Origin of the sequence: Methanococcus voltae (assembly GCF_024807655.1) — an archaeon.
Lineage (GTDB): Archaea > AGJL01 > Methanococci > Methanococcales > Methanococcaceae > Methanococcus > Methanococcus voltae_D.
Map to the genome: position 1 here is coordinate 323,685 of NZ_JANUCR010000001.1, position 21,641 is coordinate 345,325.

General features: G+C 27.9%; 20 protein-coding genes. 7 read left to right on the forward strand and 13 right to left on the reverse strand.

Translation table 11 applies throughout. The features are described 5' to 3' along the window. Positions 1 to 23 precede the first annotated feature (23 nt). Complete coding sequence (locus J3E06_RS01490; RefSeq protein WP_013180550.1) at positions 24 to 908, reverse strand: DUF4013 domain-containing protein; 885 nt, start codon at positions 906 to 908, stop codon at positions 24 to 26. Between the two features lie 303 nt (positions 909 to 1,211). Here J3E06_RS01490 and J3E06_RS01495 point away from each other — a divergent pair, with 303 nt between their 5' ends. After that, positions 1,212 to 2,132, forward strand: a complete 921-nt coding sequence (locus tag J3E06_RS01495; RefSeq protein WP_259163820.1) for an ATP-grasp domain-containing protein — start codon at positions 1,212 to 1,214, stop codon at positions 2,130 to 2,132. 22 nt (positions 2,133 to 2,154) lie between these two features. Here J3E06_RS01495 and J3E06_RS01500 read toward each other — a convergent pair whose 3' ends face one another. Further along, positions 2,155 to 3,198 carry a cobalamin biosynthesis protein gene (locus J3E06_RS01500; RefSeq protein ID WP_013180552.1) on the reverse strand — a complete coding sequence of 348 codons (1,044 nt, stop codon included), beginning with the start codon at positions 3,196 to 3,198 and terminating at the stop codon, positions 2,155 to 2,157. A gap of 288 nt (positions 3,199 to 3,486) precedes the next feature. Then, positions 3,487 to 4,071, reverse strand: a complete 585-nt coding sequence (locus tag J3E06_RS01505) for a stage II sporulation protein M (protein WP_013180553.1) — start codon at positions 4,069 to 4,071, stop codon at positions 3,487 to 3,489. Between the two features lie 330 nt (positions 4,072 to 4,401). Here J3E06_RS01505 and J3E06_RS01510 point away from each other — a divergent pair, with 330 nt between their 5' ends. The 3 genes from J3E06_RS01510 (at position 4,402) to J3E06_RS01520 (ending at position 6,357) form a co-directional block, all read left to right on the forward strand. After that, positions 4,402 to 4,887, forward strand: a complete 486-nt coding sequence (locus J3E06_RS01510) for a phosphatidylglycerophosphatase A (protein WP_013180554.1) — start codon at positions 4,402 to 4,404, stop codon at positions 4,885 to 4,887. 121 nt (positions 4,888 to 5,008) lie between these two features. Next, positions 5,009 to 5,638, forward strand: a complete 630-nt coding sequence (locus J3E06_RS01515; RefSeq protein WP_013180555.1) for a DUF483 domain-containing protein — start codon at positions 5,009 to 5,011, stop codon at positions 5,636 to 5,638. A 59-nt stretch (positions 5,639 to 5,697) separates the two neighbouring features. Continuing rightward, positions 5,698 to 6,357 (forward strand): potassium channel family protein, encoded by a 660-nt coding sequence (locus tag J3E06_RS01520; RefSeq protein WP_048187182.1) that lies wholly within the window; start codon positions 5,698 to 5,700, stop codon positions 6,355 to 6,357. A 36-nt stretch (positions 6,358 to 6,393) separates the two neighbouring features. Here J3E06_RS01520 and J3E06_RS01525 read toward each other — a convergent pair whose 3' ends face one another. The 6 genes from J3E06_RS01525 to J3E06_RS01550 form a co-directional block, all read right to left on the reverse strand. Next, entirely contained in the window at positions 6,394 to 7,221 is an 828-nt protein-coding gene (locus J3E06_RS01525; protein ID WP_013180557.1) for a DUF7411 family protein, read from the reverse strand. Between the two features lie 154 nt (positions 7,222 to 7,375). After that, a complete protein-coding gene (gene carA, locus J3E06_RS01530; protein WP_013180558.1) occupies positions 7,376 to 8,476 on the reverse strand; it encodes a glutamine-hydrolyzing carbamoyl-phosphate synthase small subunit in 1,101 nt (366 codons plus the stop codon). A 203-nt stretch (positions 8,477 to 8,679) separates the two neighbouring features. Then, a complete protein-coding gene (locus J3E06_RS01535) occupies positions 8,680 to 9,909 on the reverse strand; it encodes an ABC transporter permease (protein WP_013180559.1) in 1,230 nt (409 codons plus the stop codon). A gap of 213 nt (positions 9,910 to 10,122) precedes the next feature. Then, positions 10,123 to 11,400, reverse strand: a complete 1,278-nt coding sequence (locus J3E06_RS01540; RefSeq protein ID WP_013180560.1) for a COG1361 S-layer family protein — start codon at positions 11,398 to 11,400, stop codon at positions 10,123 to 10,125. Between the two features lie 70 nt (positions 11,401 to 11,470). Further along, positions 11,471 to 11,968, reverse strand: a complete 498-nt coding sequence (locus J3E06_RS01545; protein ID WP_013180561.1) for a hypothetical protein — start codon at positions 11,966 to 11,968, stop codon at positions 11,471 to 11,473. Between the two features lie 160 nt (positions 11,969 to 12,128). Then, positions 12,129 to 12,812, reverse strand: a complete 684-nt coding sequence (locus J3E06_RS01550) for an ABC transporter ATP-binding protein (RefSeq protein ID WP_157209453.1) — start codon at positions 12,810 to 12,812, stop codon at positions 12,129 to 12,131. A gap of 958 nt (positions 12,813 to 13,770) precedes the next feature. Between J3E06_RS01550 and J3E06_RS01555 the strand changes: the two genes are divergently transcribed. After that, positions 13,771 to 14,934 carry an MFS transporter gene (locus tag J3E06_RS01555; protein ID WP_013180563.1) on the forward strand — a complete coding sequence of 388 codons (1,164 nt, stop codon included), beginning with the start codon at positions 13,771 to 13,773 and terminating at the stop codon, positions 14,932 to 14,934. A 360-nt stretch (positions 14,935 to 15,294) separates the two neighbouring features. Here J3E06_RS01555 and J3E06_RS01560 read toward each other — a convergent pair whose 3' ends face one another. Then, positions 15,295 to 15,450, reverse strand: a complete 156-nt coding sequence (locus J3E06_RS01560; RefSeq protein WP_157209404.1) for a hypothetical protein — start codon at positions 15,448 to 15,450, stop codon at positions 15,295 to 15,297. A gap of 397 nt (positions 15,451 to 15,847) precedes the next feature. Between J3E06_RS01560 and thsA the strand changes: the two genes are divergently transcribed. Then, entirely contained in the window at positions 15,848 to 17,473 is a 1,626-nt protein-coding gene (gene thsA, locus J3E06_RS01565) for a thermosome subunit alpha (RefSeq protein ID WP_048187186.1), read from the forward strand. Positions 17,474 to 17,701: 228 nt separating this feature from the next. After that, entirely contained in the window at positions 17,702 to 18,856 is a 1,155-nt protein-coding gene (locus J3E06_RS01570) for a prephenate dehydrogenase/arogenate dehydrogenase family protein (protein ID WP_048187552.1), read from the forward strand. Between the two features lie 84 nt (positions 18,857 to 18,940). Here J3E06_RS01570 and J3E06_RS01575 read toward each other — a convergent pair whose 3' ends face one another. From J3E06_RS01575 to J3E06_RS01585, 3 genes are all read right to left on the reverse strand, one after another. After that, positions 18,941 to 19,645 (reverse strand): segregation/condensation protein A, encoded by a 705-nt coding sequence (locus J3E06_RS01575; protein ID WP_013180566.1) that lies wholly within the window; start codon positions 19,643 to 19,645, stop codon positions 18,941 to 18,943. A 98-nt stretch (positions 19,646 to 19,743) separates the two neighbouring features. Beyond that, a complete protein-coding gene (locus J3E06_RS01580; RefSeq protein ID WP_013180567.1) occupies positions 19,744 to 20,364 on the reverse strand; it encodes a site-2 protease family protein in 621 nt (206 codons plus the stop codon). Between the two features lie 239 nt (positions 20,365 to 20,603). Further along, positions 20,604 to 21,581 carry an ATP-binding cassette domain-containing protein gene (locus J3E06_RS01585; RefSeq protein WP_013180568.1) on the reverse strand — a complete coding sequence of 326 codons (978 nt, stop codon included), beginning with the start codon at positions 21,579 to 21,581 and terminating at the stop codon, positions 20,604 to 20,606. Between the last annotated feature and the right edge of the window lie 60 nt (positions 21,582 to 21,641).

Here is a 21,641-nt window from a genome sequence, read left to right on the forward strand (position 1 = left end):
AAATAATTTAATTTAATAAGTATTTATTCAAAATCTTTAGTAGATTCATCCATATCGCCGGTTTCTGACTTTTCAAAAACCATTCTATTAAATGAACCGACTGCTACAGATTTATAGTATGTAGCATAACACCTGTACCCATAAAATGATATTATTGAAGAAGATAGTGCTGCCAATATTGCAGCTATAGTACCTATTACAGCACCCATTTCAAAATTACCACCTACTAACGATAATATGAAGCCTGCAACTAATGCAAAGGTAGGTATCATTAATATAATTGATACTATGGCCACTACGATAATTATGGCGAGCCATTTTAAACTCATCATATTATATATTTCCTTAACCCTAAAGAAAGCCATAAATTCTTCAGTGTATGAATAATTAGAAACTGCCAATGGCGTATACAACATCTGAAATATTGCCACTATTGCAGTTAAAATCCCTGCAATCATAGGTATTTCTAAATAATCAAAAGGCATTGAAAGTATTGCACTTATTGCTGAGAATATAAGAGCTATTAAAAAACTACCTATAATCAATATAAGACCTTTGAGTAATAAATCACTCCAATTTTCCCAGTTTGGCAATATCTGTTCCCCTTCTACAGACGTTTTTACCAATTTTACAATATAACCGTTTGTAGCTAATGAAACCAATATCGTTATAACTAACCATATTATAAATCCAATACCCAAAGTTGTAATTAATGAAAGTACTGAATCAGGCGTCATGCTACTTATATCCGACCCATACTTAGAAAGAATGGATATACCCGTTGTTAACACCATAATTAACAATAAAGCCAATGGTATAAATCCTAAAGCGGTATATATTAAAAGTGCTTTAATATTACTTATAGCATATTTTAAAGGATTTATAACATAATCGTCTCCAAATCCCATAATATCCCCCGAAATTTCAATATACTAACCTAAAAACATAATATGACTTAATTATCCCCTTATAACTACCATACTAATTTATTGGTTAGTAATACGCCATTTTTTTATGGTACGTACAATAATATATTTGATATTCATAATATAAATATATTAAAATATATCGATATTACCTGCATAAATAAACTAAATTTATGAAATCATATTAAAAAATTATAAATAAAAAACTAAATAAAAAAACGCAAATATGGTGATATTATTAAAATTGGAATACTTTGTGGTAAAAAAACCCGTGAAAATTTAAGAATATTTGATGAATTTAGTAAATATTTTGAAAAAGATGCTACAAATGAAAATAATGAAAATAATAAGAATATTAATCTTATAGAATTCATAGATACGAATAATTTTATTAATTTTAAAAATGAAGAAGAAATATTAAAGTACGATATAATAATATCAAGAGTTGAAAGGGATTTTTTAATTAAAGGATTGTATGTTTTGAAATACATTGAAAATATTAATGAAAAGAATTTAAAAAAAGGATTAAAAACTGTAAAACTTATTAATAGCTCTAAAGCAGTGGAAACTTGTCAAAATAAATATTTAACATATATAGAATTGAACGAATTCATGCCAAAATCATATTTAACGTTTTCAAAAGAATTTAAATATATTGAAGAAGTAATAATCAAAAATATTGAGTATCCTGTGGTTGTAAAACCTGTTTATGGAGGATATGGAAATAATGTATTAATGGCAAGAGATTCAAAAGAATTGAATAATTTATGCGATTTAATAAGTTCAGAAAATAGGGAAATATTTTTACAAGAATATATACAGTATAAACACGATTTAAGGGTTTTTGTACTTGGAAATGAAGTAATTGGCTGTATGGAACGAATTCCAAACGACAGCTGGAAAGCTAATTATTCACTTGGTGCAGAAATTAAAGAATTTAAAATCAGTGAAGAAATTAAAAATTGTGTATTAAAAGCAAGCAAACAATTGGGCGCTGAAATCGTAGGTGTGGACGTTTTAATAACTGAAAATAGCTTCAAAATTTTAGAAATGAATATTACACCACAATTTAGTGGAATGATACACTTTGTAGATGTCCCTAAAAAAATAGTTGAATATTGTGTAAATATGGTGCAAAATAGTAAAAATAATAGCGATAATAGCGATAATATCGATAATAAAGATAATAAAGATAATAAAAATTAAATAATAAAATTAAATAATAAAATTAAATTTTTGAACAAATGGATACTGTAGTACCGTTATTTCTTAATTTAGGTAATATTAAATCAATCAAATGAATTAAATCTTTTTCAGCATCATTTAAATCTAAATGATTTATCACGTCTAAAATTGCGCAAGGTTCTGAAACACCATATGTACCAATGGTTTTATATACAAATTCTGAATGTTCTAAATCGAATAAGTCTGAATATGTATTATATATATAGTTTAATTCATCTACGGAGTATATATTTAGAGGTTTTTTGAATTTAGATACTGTTTTTAAAATCCCTTTTTCATTTTTCTTCACTTCAACGGTTGAAAAGCTGTTAATCCGCCATATTGGGATATTTCTAAGATAACAAGCTTTTTTAATCGCCCAATATACTTTGTAGGGTGCAATACCTTTTCTTGCACCAACGCCAAAACATACTGGTTTGGCTTTTAAAATTATATTATCTTCAAATACCCAGTTTTCAACGTTTGAACATTCTTCATCTAAGTTATGATATGTTAATTCATAACTATCTTTTAATTTATCCGTTTCAGAATTTTTCCAAGATAAGGGTATGCTTAATTTTGGTTTATACTCCAAAACTGCCTTATTTATTTTTAATATGTCTTTTTTACACGGGGTTTCTAAAAAATATTTTTCAGAAAGTACGTCTATGCCAAGTTTATTATTTACGTCTGAAGCGGTGGTTTTTGAGACATTAATTTGTAATTCAGTTCCCAATAGTTCTGAAAAATACATACCTTGACCCAAATGGCTGGATAACAAAGGAATTATGTTATTCCCCATTTCATCAACTGCAATAACAAAAGGGTCCTGAGTCTTATCTTTTATAAATTCGTTTAATTCTCCGAGTATGTATTTTCTTAAGGTTATACCTGTTGCCATTATGAATATAAATCCTTTTTCAGTCCCCAAAGGTTTAAATTCTTTTGAAGATTCGAGAGAACAGTCATATTTATAATAGTTAAATACCTTTTTTATTTTTTCGCCAATTAATTCGCCTTTTTTGGTGATATATACAATTTTTATCATTTTTTTACCATTTAAATATATACTTTTTGTTATTATTATTACTATTATTACTATTATTGTTATTATTATTACTATTGTTATTATTATTACTATTGTTATTATTTGTCAAGTTTTTAATAATACTTTATTTTTAAAAATGTGTTTTAAAATATATTAAACTTACTATTAATTTAATTAAAGTAATCTTTAAAGTAATCTTTAAAATATTATTTAAAATATTATTTAAAATAATAAAAAAGGATATATATGATACATTTATTTGAGGGTGCTACTCAACTATAAAAGTCATTATATAAGCGATTTTGCAATAGAAAACGTCAATGTACCTTCTATTACGCCAGCAATAAGAATTAAAATCACTGAAACTACAAATATCCTCAAAGCATCTTGTAAATAAATTTTATGAAATTTTGAATCTTTTATCCATTTGATTAGTCCCATAAATGCTATAATACCTGCACTACTCGATAATATAAATCCTGGTATTTCAAATATGCCATGAGGTATCACTAACAATAAAAAGGTTGGTAAATCGCTAATTGAGGCTACATATGCCAATAAAAAAGCGTTAAATATCAAAATTATCAGTGAAAATATGGTTAATATTAAATTTAAGAATATTACAAACAAGTTGTTTATAATTATTGCAATAGTTAAATCAATAAATCCCATATTATTAAATTGTTCAAATTGGGGTGCTAAACTCTGAAATATCGTAGTTCCAAACTCTTCAAGACCCATTAAATTATACTTAATCATATAGAAGGACAATAAGAAAGAAATTAAGAATATTGCCGTTGTTGTGTATATTATATATTTTTGTCTTTTAAATGCGTAAAATGTTTCCAAAACCGCATAAACATTTTTGCTCATCTTATCCCCTTACATTTTTGGATTAAATCCGATAGCTTAATTAAAATCTATGGATTAAAGACTAAAATTATAAAATATCAATTAAGATTAATATCATAGTATATTACATTAATATTAATTTTATAATCAATATTGAATAATTACTTATAAAATTACAATAATAATTATATTCTAAATAGTATATATTATCTTTATATTTAATAAAATTATAACTTATAATTTAGAATACGTTTAAAATACACAAAAAAAGGATAATACATAAAAGATAAATGTATATCGTATAAAATTTTATATTATCAATAGTTAAAAAAAATATTATTAGGTTTTCAAATGGATAATGGTAATCGTATAAATTCAATAGATAACGAATATATTATGAAAAAATTGTCAAAATATGGCGTAAATTCAAAATTATTATTGGATTCGGGAATGAAAATGTGCATATGTACAGAAGAAGAGCAGGATGCTATAAAAAACGGATTTTATAACATATTAAATACTTCCGTAAAAAATCCGAATGTTTACACTTTATTAATCTGTGCAATACTGATGGATGAGGAAGGAAAAGCTGGAAATATGCCTTTTGATTATGAAAGCGACCCTACATACATATACTCTGACGAAGTAATAGGAATGAGCATTGCAAATGAAATAGCCGGTACTAAAGGAACTTTTAATTTTAAATGGTATGATGCTAAAAAACCCGGTATAATTGGTAAATTGGACAAAGAAGGATATATGTATTTAGATGATGCCGTAGCAGGGTTAGTTGCAGGGTGTATGTCTAAATTATTTGAAAATATCAACTGTAAATAATTTTATTAAATAAATGGGTTAAATAAAATAAATAATATAACTAAAATAAATAATATAACTAAAATAAACTAAAATAAACTAAAGTAAAATAATTGCATATATAACAGAATATGGGGATATGATGGATATAAAGTATCTTTACGAAAAAATAACAAACATGGAAAGCCTTGGAGATGAATTTCCCATTTTAAAGAGTCATATTACAAGAATGGACCCTTTTTTATTAGATGAAGTAATTGGAAGGTTAAGAAAACAAATTTATATCGTTGATAAATACAAACCTGTGGTTAGACCTGCTATAGACCCATTCGTTTCTTCAGAACTGGGCATATATAGAAGATTAGATGATTTAGAATTGGGAAAATTATTGAATTATCCAAAATGTTGTGTAAACTCATTTTCTAAAGAATGTAGGTTCGGAATTGATTCTGAACATTTGAAAGATATCGATAATTTAATAGCGCTATTAAATGAAGAAGATGAGGAAATTATTAAATCTGAAGATTATAAATTTTTTAAAAAATATATTCCTAATATAAATGGAGTATATGCCATTGTTTTACCATCTGGGTTTATACCTTGTAGTATTATGTGTAAAGAAGCTTGGAAAAATGAATTAATCGGAACAGTTGATTACGGGGAATTTAAAAAATTAGAAGAATTGGAAAAATTACTTTACTGTGAATTACCTCATTTACACGGGGCTTATGAGGAATATTTTGAGAAAATAATCCTGGATAGGAAATTATAATAAAAATATAATAAGAATAATAAGAATAATATTTTATGATTGAATTATTGGTGATATTTATGTATATTATTGTGGCAGGTATGGGTAGAGTAGGAAGTACGCTTGCTAAGTCGTTATCTGAAAAAAATTATGATTTAGTAGTAATAGATAGTAGAAAAGAAGTATGTGATGAGATAGCAGGAGAATTAGATGCTTTAGTATTAAATGGGGACTGTACAAAAGTTAAAACTTTGGAAAATGCAGGTATAGAGGAAGCAGATGTCTTTATCGCAGTTACTGGCAATCAAGAGTTAAATTTAATCAGTGGGTTAATTGCAAAGAAAAACGGCGTAGCAAAAACAATCGCAAGAGTGAGTGAACCAAGTTATAAGGAAGTTTTTGAAAGTTTGGGTATTGATGTAATTATAAGTCCTGAATTAGTAGCTGCAAAATACTTGGAAAAATTAATCGATAGACCGGGTGTAGTAGATTTAGCAATAATCGGCAGAGGGGACGCTGAAATTTTAGAATTAATAATACCACCTAATTCTGAAGTAGCCGATAAGCAAATTAAAGAATTGGGTGCAAAAGATTATGTGATAATTGCAATTTACGAAGGTAATGAATTAAAAATACCTGATGGAAACACGGAATTAAAGCCATATGATAGAATATTATTACTTGTTAAGTCTGAATCTTTAGATACTGTTAGAAAAATGTTCTCAAGTGGCGAAATTTAAATATACAAAAAAAATTTATAAGTTTATAATTACATATTAAAATATAGTTTTACTATTTTTACTATTTGTATTATTCTTAGTATTATTAGTATTCTCAATATTAGTATCATTAAGTATTGCATCTTTTATATTTTTTAAACCTTCTTCTTTGGTAATTACTTGCGCCCTTACTTCTCGCAAAATTCTTTGAATTGTAAATTTTTGCATATTTTTGTTTTTATTTGCTATTTTTAACAAATTACACCCATAAGACTGTATTATACATATATTTTCTGATTTTAACAATTTTTTACTGTCATTTTTTGTTAAAACCAAAAATGAAGGTATATTTAGCCTAATAATTCCCTCATTTAAATAATGAATAGATAAAGGTCCTGTTGATAACATATCGCCATAAATTATGTAATCATAACCGTTTTTTAGAGCATAATTGAGTGCTACGTTTTCTATTAAGCTATGACATTTACCACAGGGGTGGTATTTCTTTTTAAGAGTGTTTTCTTTAATTTCAGACAAGTCGACATCCAAAAAGTTGTGAGGTAGTTGTAATTTATTTGCTAAATCACTTATTTCTTGTTTCTGTTGCGCATTTAAAATTATGGGGGAGTTTACAGTTATTAATTCTGTTTTAAATAACTTTTTAGCAATTAATGCTGAAACAGTGCTATCTACGCCCCCACTAAATGCAACTAAAGCTTTTGAATTACTTTTTTCGTATGTTATGTTTAAAAAATTATTCCAAAAATCTTTGTTTAAATTGTTTAAATTATCATAATCAGTTTTAGAAATTAGTTTTTTAGTCTTCAATAAATTTAGCGCATCTTTTGAAGATTTTAACGCCCTTTCTTTAAGTTCTACATCCATAATATCACATTATAAAATTAAAATTAAAATTAAAATAGGTTTATTAATTGCCGTGTGCTAATTATTAAATATATTTAAAAAAGTATCATTCTCATAACTTAAAGTATTAAAAATATTATTTATTCTTAAATTGTGAAAAAATAAATAAATATTATTAATTTTTATATTTTAAAGCCATTTCTATCATTCTATCGAATAAAAATCTTGCATCGTGAGGTCCAGGTCCTGCTTCTGGGTGGTATTGCACACTCCAAACAGGCATTTTAACATTATTTTCTGATTCTACAACTAATTTGTGAATTCCTTCCACAGTATTATCATTTAAGTTAATATTTGCCACTTCGTAGCCTTCAGGTATATTTTCATAATCTGTCGCAAATCCGTGGTTTTGAGATGTCATATATACTTTTCCAGTTTCTAAATCCTTAACAGGTTGGTTTCCACCCCTGTGTCCAAATTTAAGCTTGTATGTTTTGCCACCTAAAGCCAAAGTCAATAATTGATTACCCATACAAATTCCAGTAATTGGAAGTTTACCAATTAACTGTTTTATAGTTTCTATTGTATCTTTTACTAATTCAGGGTCTCCTGGTCCATTAGATATTAATACAAAGTCCGGTTTTTCATCCAATATTTCTTTTGCAGTTGTATTATATGGCACTTGAATAACTTCGCAATTTCTTTCAACCAAACAATCAATGATACTTGATTTAACACCGCAGTCTATTAAAACACATTTTACTACCGTTTTACTAGTAGGTTGGTGAACTATTTTTTTAGTTGTTGAAACCTTTGAAACCATTTCTATTTCTGAAATATCTTGATAGTCATTAACTTTTTGTATAAGATTTGATATCTCATCTTCTTTTATTTCAGTTTTTGAAGATTTTAAAAGTGCTTTTAATACACCTTTTGACCTTATTTTTTTGGTGATATATCTTGTATCTACTCCATAAATGCCAGGTATTGAGTTTTCCTTTAAAAAATTGTCCAATTCATTGCTTGTAAGGTCTTTTATTACAAAACCTTCGGAATGGATTCCTTCGGATTCATACCATTCTTTTTTTACACCATAATTACCTTCTAAGGGGTAGGTCATTGTAATAATCTGTCCTTTATAGGATGGGTCGGTTAAAACTTCCACATAACCCGTCATACTTGTATTAAAAACTAATTCTCCCAAAACTTCGGATTCTGCCCCGAATCCCTTTCCTTGTATAACTGTTCCATCTTCCAATATCAAAACTGCATACATATCTATCAACCTAATTTTTATAGAAGTTTTGTTTTTATACTATTTATTTTTATTCATATATTATTAAATTTAAATTAATTGATTTATTATATAAATATGGAATTATACTATACTCATAAACATATTTAAAGAAAAATAAAGAAAATAAGAAAACTAAAAATAAAAATAAAAATAAATAATAATTATTTAATTAATATTTTACGTTAATCGTGTCTCAAAGCATCTACAGGTTTTAATTTTGAAGCATTATATGCAGGTACTACTCCAGAAATAAGCCCTGCGAGTATTGAAACACCTAAAGATATTATAATACCATTTATACTAACTACAAATTCGTAAGAGGTTTCCATTTGCATAGCTATCGCATAAGCCACTACCTGGGTAATTGCAATTCCAATAATTGCACCTAATATTCCACCTATCAAACCAATTAATGCCGAATTAAATAAGAACAACATCAGTATATCCCTATTTTTAGCGCCTATAGCTTTCATAATACCTATTTCTTTAGTTTTTTCCATAACGGACGTAAACATTGTGTTAGCAATACCTAATGAACCCACCAATAACGCAATTCCTGCAATAAACGCAAGGAAGATTGTTACATAATTTAATAAGTCTTGAGTACCTTCTAATATATCTTTTGAAGAGAATATACTAAAGTCTTCGTTAGATTCTGTCACGTGTCTGGAAGTCCTAAGTGCTTTTTTAATCAAATTCATTGAATAATTATAATCTGCGTTATCTGCCAATTTTATTTCTATAGAGTCATAAACATCTCTTTTCTTAGATGTGGTTATACCTTCTTTTTCAGGTATTTCATAAGCCATTTTGTATGGTATATATACACCAGATGACATGAAACTACTCATACCCCTGTTATCGTCCAATATACCGATTACCCTAAATGATTTACCATTTAAATTTATCATTTGATTCAATCCAACTTCCCTATCGAAAGAATTCTCCGCAATGTCGTTTGTAATTAAAATCACATTTCTATCAGATGCAGTAAACATTCTACCTTCGAGTAATTCTTGGTCGGATATTTGAGGCCAAACTCCTGGGTCTACCCCTTCAACATAGAAGTTAGTCTTTTTAGTTCCGTATGTGGCTTCAGCAAAAACCGAGACTTTAGGATTAACATATTTCACGACGGGCAAACCTTGCAGCACCATTACATCAGTGCGAGTAAGTTCGGGGTCTTTATCATTTACAGAACTTCCTCCATTGCTCCTTGCTTGGAGGGATATGGTACTACCTCCAAAACTCTCAATAGTTTCAGAAACTTTATCTTGGAATAATTCACCCGTGGAAATTATGGTAATAACTGAAGCAACGCCAACAACTATTCCAATTATGGTTAACCAGCTTCTTAATTTACTATGTTTAACCATACTTATTGACATATTCAATAGTTTTAATTTATTCACAGTTACACCCTTTGGGTATTTATATAAATTTTTAGTTATTTTTAAATTTTTATGATATTAAACTAAAATATAGTGGAAATAATTAAAATATAATATGAAATAATAAGAGATAATAAAATTACCCCCATTTAAAACGTATTTTTAATTTTATTTAACTTTAATTAAATTTAATAGCTTAATAGCTTAATAGCTTTAATTAATTTTAAGATTAAATTAAATATCTAACTTATTTTTTGAATTTTTTCTTTTTCTGATAATATAGTACGCTACACCACCAACTATCAATATTCCAATTATTACAAAGGGTACAAAGCCATAATCTGCACTATCTGCATTTACGCCTACAGTTCCATCCATATCCATATCCATTATAGAAATTGAATTACTCGGCAAATTAACTACTTTTTCAATGGTTTGTCTAACTCCCTTATCATCAGTATATTTTACATTTACGGTTATATTTTCATTGTTTTCGTTAGGGGACAATTCAAAACTTGCATAAGTATAGTCTCCTTGTAATAAATTACCTATTACCATAGTGTCAGGCCCTGTTATTGTCCAACCCTCTTGTTTAGGTATTGAAACTGAAACTGAATCTGCTTCTAATTTACCCGTATTAGATACTGAAAATGAGTATGAATCTCCTTGATTTTCAGAATATACCACTTCAAAATCAGTGTTTCCAGTTAATATTATACCTGCAGTTGAATAAACTGACTCTTCACTTCCATTTTTATAATCATTAAATGTCATATTGATATTTAATTGATATAATCCAGGGTCTGATTCCGTATTTGATGAAACGTAATATTTAACGTCGGTAGACTGTCCAACGTCTAACTCTTGAATATATTTCGAATTAGTTGAACCTACAGGTAATAATACGTCATCGTTAGTATTCCAAGAAAATAAAACGTCTTTTAAATTAGCAGAACCTACGTTTTTAACAGTAAATACCAATTCTGTAATTTCTCCTGCGTTAAATTCCTTTTTGTTTAATTCTACTTCAGTAGCTTCTTTATTTGCAACGGTTATATAAACTTCTTCTTTTAAACCCGTGTCTTCTTCACCTACTTTGTAAAGCAATACTTCAACAGGGTAATCTCCAGCGTAAACTCCTTTTGCAACTTTCAATTTAAATTTAGTGATAATTGCATCTTTACCATCTTGATAATCGGCAATAATTCCAATTTTTGAAGTTAACGATTCGCCAGGTACGGCTTCGAAAGGATATTTTGGATTAATTTCAACGATGTAATTTCCGTCAGATAATCCACCGATATTTTCCACGCTAATCCTAAATTCGAATACGTCCCCTGCAAGAGCCGGGTCAGGATTTTGATTAACTAAATTTAAGTTTATTAATTGAACTACTTCAGGGTCATTGAACTTTGCTAAATCTTCATATGTATAATCTGAAGTTTCTGCGTACGCCGGTATTGTGAAAATTAATAAAACCGACATTAAGGTAATAATTCTCCGAATATTCATGTCTACACCTTTATTGTAAATTATATTATATAAATTGGTAAGATATTTGAAATTAAAGTATGTAATACACTTAATTTCTAAAATAATCTTTATTTTTCAATATGTATATTAATACAATTATGGAACTTAATAATATTATAACATTTGTTCCCAGTACGGTATATTTTACAATTTCTGTAAACATAGAACTTCCCGCACTTGTTGCGCCCGCACTTACCATTTCGTGCCTCATTCTTCCTGGAAAAATATTAGTAAGCGAACTGGACATTAAAACTGACATAAGTATGTTCACTATGGAAAATACGATTCCATAAACATTCCAAGCAATTAAACCCTTCTTTGCCCACTTTGTACCTACATATATTCCATATGTGAGTGCCATCCAAATACCAAACACTGCAATATTTATAAAAACCGCAGTTATTCCTTCGAATACTCCGGTGATTAATTTAGGCTCAATATATGCTATAGATGTACCAGTTCCCATTAATGCAAAAATCAATGCCATTGCATAATATACAAATATAATTTTCATTCCTAATTTCATTTCTCTAAAATTTTCTAACATTATATTACTTCCGTATTTTAATGATTTTAGGTAAATATATATTGTATTCTTATTTTAAATACGATATTGGATTCAAATGAACATTTTAAACGATTATTTTTATTTTTTAGTCCTTTTTTATTATTATTATTATTATTATTTTATTTTATTTCAATAATATTTATTCCATTTTTAAATCGTCTAAATCATCGAAATCCTGCCTATTTTCATTTAATTCATTTCGTATAATTACACCATCTTTTAACTCAACTTGAGTATTTGCATATTTTGCAAGATTTAAATCGTGAGTAATCATAACAATTGTTTTACCGGATTTCCATAGTTTTTGAAGTATTTTTAATACCTGAGTACCTGTTGTACTATCCAAAGCACCTGTTGGCTCATCTGCAAGCAATATATCGGGATTACAAGCCAATGCTCTCGCAATTGAAACTCTTTGTTGTTGACCCCCCGATAGTTGATTAGGTAAATTTTTTATACGGTCCCCTAACCCAACCATTTTTAAAACACTTGTTGCCCTATTCTTTGCATCCTTATCATTCACATCTTGGAATTGCAAAGGCAACATTACATTTTCGAGTGCGGTCATACCACTTATTAGATTATATTGTTGAAATATAAAACCAATTGAGCGACCCCTTAATTCGGATAACCTAGATTCTGAAAGTTTAGATATATTTTTATCATACAAATAAACTTCCCCTTTAGTAGGAACGTCTAAACAACCTATCATATTCATCATAGTGGATTTACCACTTCCTGATGAACCAATGATTGCTACAAAATCCCCTTTTTTAATATCCAAACTAATATCCCTAAGTGCCTTAACTTGGTAATCTCCCATAGGGTATATTTTCCATATCCCCCTTAAAGAAATTATTGTTTCAGATTCTGAAGTATTTATGCCGTTATTTAATTTATTGTTAGCAGTTAATGTTTCGGAATCCTCTTCAACACTGTTTTGCGTGATGTTTTGTATAGTATCATCAGTACTACTTACGGTTTCAATGGTTTTTTCAATATCTTCCATATTATCCCCTAAATAGCATTTGTAAATTAATTAGTTTATGTAAATTGTATATAGACTCTAAAGATATGGTTAATTTATATTATCATATCTAAAAATATGTTTAAAATTAAATTATATTGTTAAACACATCCAAATTTGGACAATAATAATATACATACATAATATATAAAATTAATTAGGAAATACCTAATAATAAAAATAATATTACTATAAAAACGACAATATGTTAATAATTTGTATACTAACTAATTAAATAAATAATATTTTTTAATAAACGAAATAAATATGAAAAATAAGTTATTTCAAGATATTGAAATATAAAACAAATAATAAATTAACGACCAAATGGAAAATTAAAACAACTGAATTAAAATAATGTAAAACGACTACAAAATATATAGTTAACGGATAGATAAATAAGTAATTAGTAATTTTTTTAAGGATTAACTTTTATTCCTTTTATCCCTATTCTAGAAAACATAATACGCACCTCCGATTGTTTCATAATAATAGAATACACTTCATAGTATATATATTTAACTATACTTAAATTTATTAATTATACTTAAATATTGATACAATATTATAAATATAATTTTATGCCATTAAAAATTATTGCAAACGTTATTAGGCAATTGTACAATTAAGAATAAGGCTATATATCAAAACTTGCAAATATTTACAGATAATATAAATATAATTTTAAACAAAACACCTAAATAAACTTAAATAAGGGTAAAAATAAACTAAATTAACAACACCCATGTATTTGATGATATATATGAAAGAATTTAAAGAATTAAAAAATAATCCAATGTACTACTACATAATACCGTTATCAATACTTGCTACAGTAGGTTTGCAAATATGGAATACGTTATTTAATAATTTCGGGGTAGATATTGTTGGAATTAATGGATTACAGGTCGGAATGATACAATCCATTAGGGAAATACCAGGATTTTTAACATTTTTGGTAGTATATGTACTTTTAATAATAAAAGAACATAGATTGGCTGCTTTATCAGTAGTTTTATCAGGTTTGGGAGTTGCATTAACAGGTTATTTCCCATCCGTAGAAGGATTAATGTTTACAACATTTTTAATGTCCTTAGGATTTCATTTCTTTGAAACAACCAATCAATCATTAACATTACAACATTTTACAAAAAAACAAGCTCCACTAATGTTTGGAAGAATAAAGAGTTTGTCTGCGTTGGGTAATATCATAATTGGCATTATAATATGGTTTACTGCCTCATACTGGTCATTAAAATATAATTATTTAGTATTGGGTTCTATTATATCCCTTGGAGGAATATATCTATTATTAAATTGTCCAAAAGTTCCGGAAACTACCGTTCAGAAGAAAAAAATGGTGATAAAGCGTAAATATTGGCTTTATTATGTTCTTAATTTCCTTAGTGGTGCAAGAAGACAAATATTTATGGTTTTTGTGTTATTCTTATTAGTTGAGAAGTATCAATTTAGCGTTTTACAAATAACCACATTATTTATAATTAACAATATCATTTCATTTATAATATATCCAAAAATTGCTAAATATATTAACATTTACGGCGAAAGAAAGATGTTGTCAGTAGAGTATTCGATGTTAATATTTGTATTTTTAATATATGCGTTTGTAGAAAACCCACTGATTGCTGCTTTAATGTATATTACGGATAATATATTCTATAATTTTGCAATAGGGATAAATACGTACTTTCAAAAAACTGCGGAACCATCAGATATTGCTCCATCCGTTGCTACAGGATTTACAATAAACCACATTTTGGCAGTAGGAATGCCATTGATTGGGGGGGCATTGTGGTTAATAAACTGGAAAATACCATTTGTTATTGGTGCAGTACTTTCAGTTGTTTCTTTAATATTCGTACAAAAAATAAAATACCCCAATAATATGTATGATTAAATAAGTAGGTAAATAACTAAGTAAATAACTAAGTAAATAACTAAGTAAATATTCCCTTTCTTTTTTTATTTTTTTAAAATTGTTAAATTTAATCATAAAATTGATAATTGCACATATCATACCAATATAATTAATAAAATCTTTTAACTATCACTATAAAAACTAAATTAAAATGCAATAACTAAAAAATTATTAAATAGCTTATTATTTTTATTTATATGCCTTAAAAATTGTTAAAAGCATTATTAATTTAAATGATAAAATATATAAATACATAATAACTTATAATATAGTAAGGACATAATATAATTAAGTGTAATAATTAGATAATTCGAAGTCTAATTATTTAATACATTACTGTTAAACAGTTGTTGGGTGGGCGGAGGGTACTACATCATAGCCATAACTATCAAATCTATGCTGTTTTAAGTTAGACTGTTTTAACGGGGATGGGAAACACGGTGTTATAAGGGGTTGTACTATAAATGATATCTTTTTGGGGGAAAAGACTATCATTTAGTTTTCTCATTCATCACATTCTTTTTTATTTTTTAGACATAACCCATAAAATATGTTCAAAAAGTTTAAAACATTGTTAGACATTAAACTATATTTTATAAGTATATATCTAAACTTTGTGCTAACAAAAATATTATTATTATTATCATTAGTACTAGATATACCAATAATATTATTATATTAAACAATAATAAGGATAAAAATATTAATAATAATATCCAAATATTTAATTATATAAAGTAAAAATCTTTATATAGTTCCTATTAGTCATATACATACCGAAGTGGTAAAAAAAGACGATAGTCTATAAAATCCACATAATAAACATTTATCTAACAATTACTAAATCAAAATTAACAAGCAAAAAAAGCTGAAAATGGCAAGAGGTGCTATTATGGCAGGTCCAAATCAAGGTGTATTACCTGAAAATATGAAAAGATACATGGGTAGAGATGCTCAAAGAATGAACATCTTAGCTGGTAGAATAATCGCTGAAACCGTTAGGTCAACATTAGGTCCAAAAGGTATGGATAAAATGTTAGTAGACGATATGGGAGACGTTGTTGTAACAAACGATGGTGTAACAATCTTAAGAGAAATGAGTGTTGAACACCCGGCTGCTAAAATGTTAATCGAAGTAGCTAAAACCCAAGAAAAAGAAGTTGGAGACGGTACAACAACCGCTGTTGTTACAGCTGGTGAATTATTAAGAAAAGCAGAAGAATTATTAGACCAAAACGTACACCCAACAATTGTTGTTAAAGGATACCAAATGGCTGCTCAAAAATGTCAAGAAGTTTTAAAAGAAATTGCTTGTGAAGTAAGTTCAGAAGACAAGGAAATCTTAACAAAAATCGCAATGACCTCAATCACCGGTAAAGGTGCTGAAAAAGCTAAAGCTAAATTAGCTGATATCATTGTTGATGCCGTATCAGCTGTAAGCGAAAACGGAGAAGTTGAAAAAGACTTAATCAAAATTGAGAAAAAAGCTGGTGCTTCAATCGATGAAACCGAATTAGTTAAAGGTGTTTTAATCGACAAAGAAAGAGTAAGCGCACAAATGCCTAAAAAAGTTGAAGGTGCTAAAATTGCATTATTAAACTGTGCAATTGAAGTAAAAGAAACTGAAACAGATGCAGAAATCAGAATTACAGACCCTGCAAAATTAATGGAATTCATCGAACAAGAAGAAAAAATGTTAAAAGACATGGTTCTCGAAATTAAAAACGCAGGAGCTACTGTTTTATTCTGTCAAAAAGGTATCGATGATTTAGCACAACACTACTTAGCTAAAGAAGGAATCATGGCTGCAAGAAGAGTTAAAAAATCAGACATGGAAAAATTAGCAAAAGCTACCGGTGCTAACATTATTACAAACATCAAAGACTTGTCAGCTGAAGACTTAGGTGATGCTGGAATCGTAGAAGAAGAAGTAATCTCAGGAGACAAAATGATATTTGTTAAAGAGTGCAAACTTCCTAAAGCAGTTACCATGTTAATCAGAGGTACAACTGACCACGTTATCGAAGAAGTAGCAAGAGCTGTTGACGACGCTATCGGTGTTGTAGCATGTACAATCGAAGATGGCAAAATCGTTTCAGGTGGAGGTTCAACAGAAGTTGAATTGTCCATGAAATTAAGAGAATTCGCTGAAGGAATCGATGGAAGAGAACAATTAGCTGTTAGAGCTTTCGCTGATGCTTTAGAAGTAATTCCAAGAACATTAGCTGAAAACGCTGGTTTAGATGCTATCGAAATCTTAGTTAGAGTAAGAGCTGCTCACGCTGGTGGCAACAAATGCGCTGGTTTAAACGTATTCACTGGAGAAGTTGAAGATATGTGTGAAAACGGCGTTGTTGAACCATTAAGAGTAAAAACGCAAGCTATCCAATCAGCTGCTGAATCAACAGAAATGTTATTAAGAATTGATGATGTAATTGCTGCTGAAAAATTAAGAGGCGCTCCAGATATGGATATGGGCGGAATGGGCGGAATGGGCGGTATGCCTCCTATGATGTAATTGATTTAAGATTGATTAATTAAAATTAATCCATTCTATCAATTATATAATTCCATTTTTTTATTTTGAATTTATTTTGAATTTATTTTAATTTCTTTTTGATTAAATATTATATTATTGAGTTTATTTTAATGTAAGATAAAATAATATAATAGCAAAGACAATATACTTTTTTATAAAATTTATTTGGTTAATGAATCGATGATAATTAATTTTATTTGTGATACTATGAGTAATTTAAAAATTTCTGTTTCAATTATTGGGGGAACCGATGGTCTTGGAAAATGGTTTGCCAAATTTTTAAAGGAAAATGATAAGTGTAATAAAGATAATAAAAATAATAAGAATAATAATCGTAATAATAATAGTAATAATAATAGTAATAATAATAATAACGATTTTAATTTTGATATAACAATTACGGGACGAAATACGGAAAAAGGCACAACTGTAAGTCAAGAACTTGGTGTAAAATACTGTTCCAATAATATTGAAGCTACAAAAAACGCCGATATTGTAATAATCGCAGTTCCAATTAGTCATACCCTATCAGTTATAGAAGAAGTAGCTCCCCATATGGCAAAAGGAAGTATATTAATGGATATGACCTCGGTTAAAGAAAAACCTGCTTTAAAAATGGTGGAATTTACAAAAGAAGGGGTTTCGGTTATTCCTACCCATCCAATGTTTGGACCTTCAGTACCTTCAATTGCTGAACAAGTTGTGATACTCACACCTGTTGAAAAGTGCGATAATAAACACTTTGAGAAGGTTAAAAAGTTCTTAGAAAATGCGGAAGCAAAGGTAATTGTCATAGAACCCCAAAAGCATGATGAAATTATAAGCGTAATTCAAGGTTTAACTCATTTTATACATATTTCCTTAGGTTCCACTCTTCGAGAACTCGGTATAAGTATAAAAGACTCCCGAAACTTCGCATCTCCAATTTACGAAATGATGATAAATATGGTTGGTAGAATCGTAGGTCAAAATGCAAATTTGTATGCAGACATTCAAATGAATAATGATAGAACTACAAATGTTCACGACACTTTTATACAAGAATGTATCAAATTACGAGATACTGTTAAAAATAGGGATAAAAAAGCTTTTATTGAAGATATGGAGTTAACTTCAAAGTATTTTGGAGAAGAAACTAAAAAAGGTCTTTACTATTCAAACAAAGCGGTTAATGCAATAGTCAATGAAAATATGGCTTTAAAACACGCCATTGGTAAAGAAATTAGTCTAAAACATATATATACTGGTGAAATATATAATGGAGTCTTAAAAAATATTATTGAAGATAAATTAATCATCAAAGACTTAAAAAATGATAAAAAAGAATACGAATTAAACATTTACGAGTTTAATATACTATAAATTAATATATCAAGTTTATTATTTTATATATTTATTTTATATATTTATTTATTTATTTATTAGTTTTAATATTTTATTATATTATTATTCTTTTGATTTTAGTTGAATACGTAATTCTTTAAATAATTCCTCTTGCAATAAATCTATTTTTCCATCATTTGCTAAATATAACGAAGGTAAAAAGTTTTTTATAACTTTTTCTCTCGTATCAAATTTTTCTTGGAATATAAATGTTCCTTGTTCCGAATTTTCCAATTCTAAGATTATATAATCCATTATATCGGAAATATCATCTTCTTCAACCATTTCTTCAATTAAATTATTTAAATTAGTTGCAATAGTTCCAGGAGATTGAGTTCTTTTTTTTCTCGGTTTTTTAGATTTTATTTTATTAAGTTCGGATTGTAATGTGGTAATAAGTCCATCTAATGTCACAGTTGTTTGTTTTGGTTTTTCAGTTGCTTTTGGTTCATCTGCCATTGTAGGAACAGAAATTATTTCTTCACCATATTCTTCGTCTCGCCCATCATCTTCAATTGACTCTTCCACTTCTTCTTCATCTTCGTCAAAAGCATTCTCGCATTCCCCATATAAAATTTCAGACTTCATTCTTAATAATATACTTGCTACTAAAACCACGTCTGCAGAAAGTCTTATATCGAATTTTCTTAATTCTTTAATGGTTTCTAAATACTCGTTAGCAATGTCTGAAATATTTATATTCCAAGGGTCCACTTGCTTTTTAGAAATGTTTTCCTTAATAATTCGTACCCATAATTCAAATTCCATCAAATCCCCTGATTACCATATTGTTTGTTTAATAAAGTATGCCAAATAGATATTTGAAATAGGTATTTCAAATAGATTATATTATAAAAATATGTTATTTATAAAAATATGTTAATAATTAAAGTCCGTATGGCACTATTAAATAACCAGAAAACTGTAAATACGGCAAATACACCTAACCAAATACCTTTATTCCAGCTTAAAACTTTTGAACCATCAAATGGGGGAATAGGAAGCATATTAAACCAAGCAAGTGTTATATTCACCAAAAAACCCGCACTTCCCAAGGTCCATAAATAAATATTGTTCATACTTACACTTAAAACCATTGGGATTAAAAATATAAACGCTAATCCAAAGTTTATTAAAGGTCCAACTATTGAAATTTTACCGTTTTCTTCATAAGTAAGATAATCTTTACTTATATAAACTGCACCGGGTGCTATAAACGTTATTCCAAGTATTACCCTCAATATCATAGCTATAGCTAAACCTTCATACCAAGCTCGATATTCACTCCACGCACCGTAATGCTTAGCTACAGTCCTATGACCCAATTCGTGGAAAATAAATCCCGTACCTACGGCAATTAAAGCGATTATCAAACTAATTACTCCGCTTTGGTCAAAACTTAAAGGCCAGGCAAATATTATTGCTATTGCAAATGTTGAAATTAATATTTCCTTAATTTCTTCCTTACTAAAATCAAAATAATTCATTATTTCACCGTGTAAATTTATGCTACTGTGTTCCCAATATGTTAAAAATATAATATAAATAAATTTTATAATATGCAATATATCATCAATTACTATATATTAATACTCATTGATATGTATCAATATATTAAAATAATCTATTTTTTAAAGCAATTTATAAGATTACAAAATACTTGTATAAATATTGTAAAATTAAAATATAATTCTAAAAAAGTAAAGTTTATAGGTGGAATAATAAATTAAATATTAATCATATTTTCAAAATTAACAGATACATTATCCCCAGATTTAATTTCAAAATCCTCATCACAAATACATTTTAAATTATCGTTATTATATGAAATACTTACTGATTTATAGTATCCAAAATCAATATATCCATTAACAATTCCATATTTGGTGCTTATTGGATTGTCAAGATTATTATTATTATTATTATTATTAATATTATTAGTAATCATATCTGCCTTTTCAATTTTAACATTTTCTGGAGCTACTGCCAATTTTGAATTATTTTCAGAGATTATATTGTATCCTAAAAATTTAGCTACTCTTTCATTTTTTGGATTTTTAAATATATCTTTTGTCCCAAAATCATTTAATTCTCCGTCAATTACTATGGCAATATTCTCCCCCAAAGTCCTTGCTTCAACGAAATCGTGCGTAATATGAATAATTGGTGTTATTTCACTTATTTTCTTTAATTCATCCATTACTGTATCTTTAATGTGTATATCCAATGCAGAAGTTGGTTCGTCAAGTAATAATAATTTAGGGTCTAATACCAAAGCTCTTGCTAATGCGACCCTCTGTTGCTCCCCACCACTGAGTGTTTTAGGGGTCCTTTCCAATATGTGAGATATATTTAAAAATTCAGCCATATCGTTTATTTTTTTGTCTGCGGTGATTTTATCAATTTTTCGAATTGTCATACCATATTTTATATTTTTATATACGTTCATATTTGGAAATAAAGCATAATTCTGCGGTACATATCCAAAATTTCTATATTCTGGTTTCAATTCCGTGATATCTTCACCATCATAGTATATATTACCGCCATCTACGTCTAATATGCCTGCAATACATTGTATTATAACTGATTTACCTGCACCACTTGGTCCCAAAATTACACAATATTTATCGTTTAATTCAAATGAAACATTCCTTAATTGAAATTCTTTCCACGCTTTAGACACATTTTCTAATTTTAACATTATTACACCAAATTTTACCTTAAATATAAATTATATACTTTGAAATAACATAGTAATTTT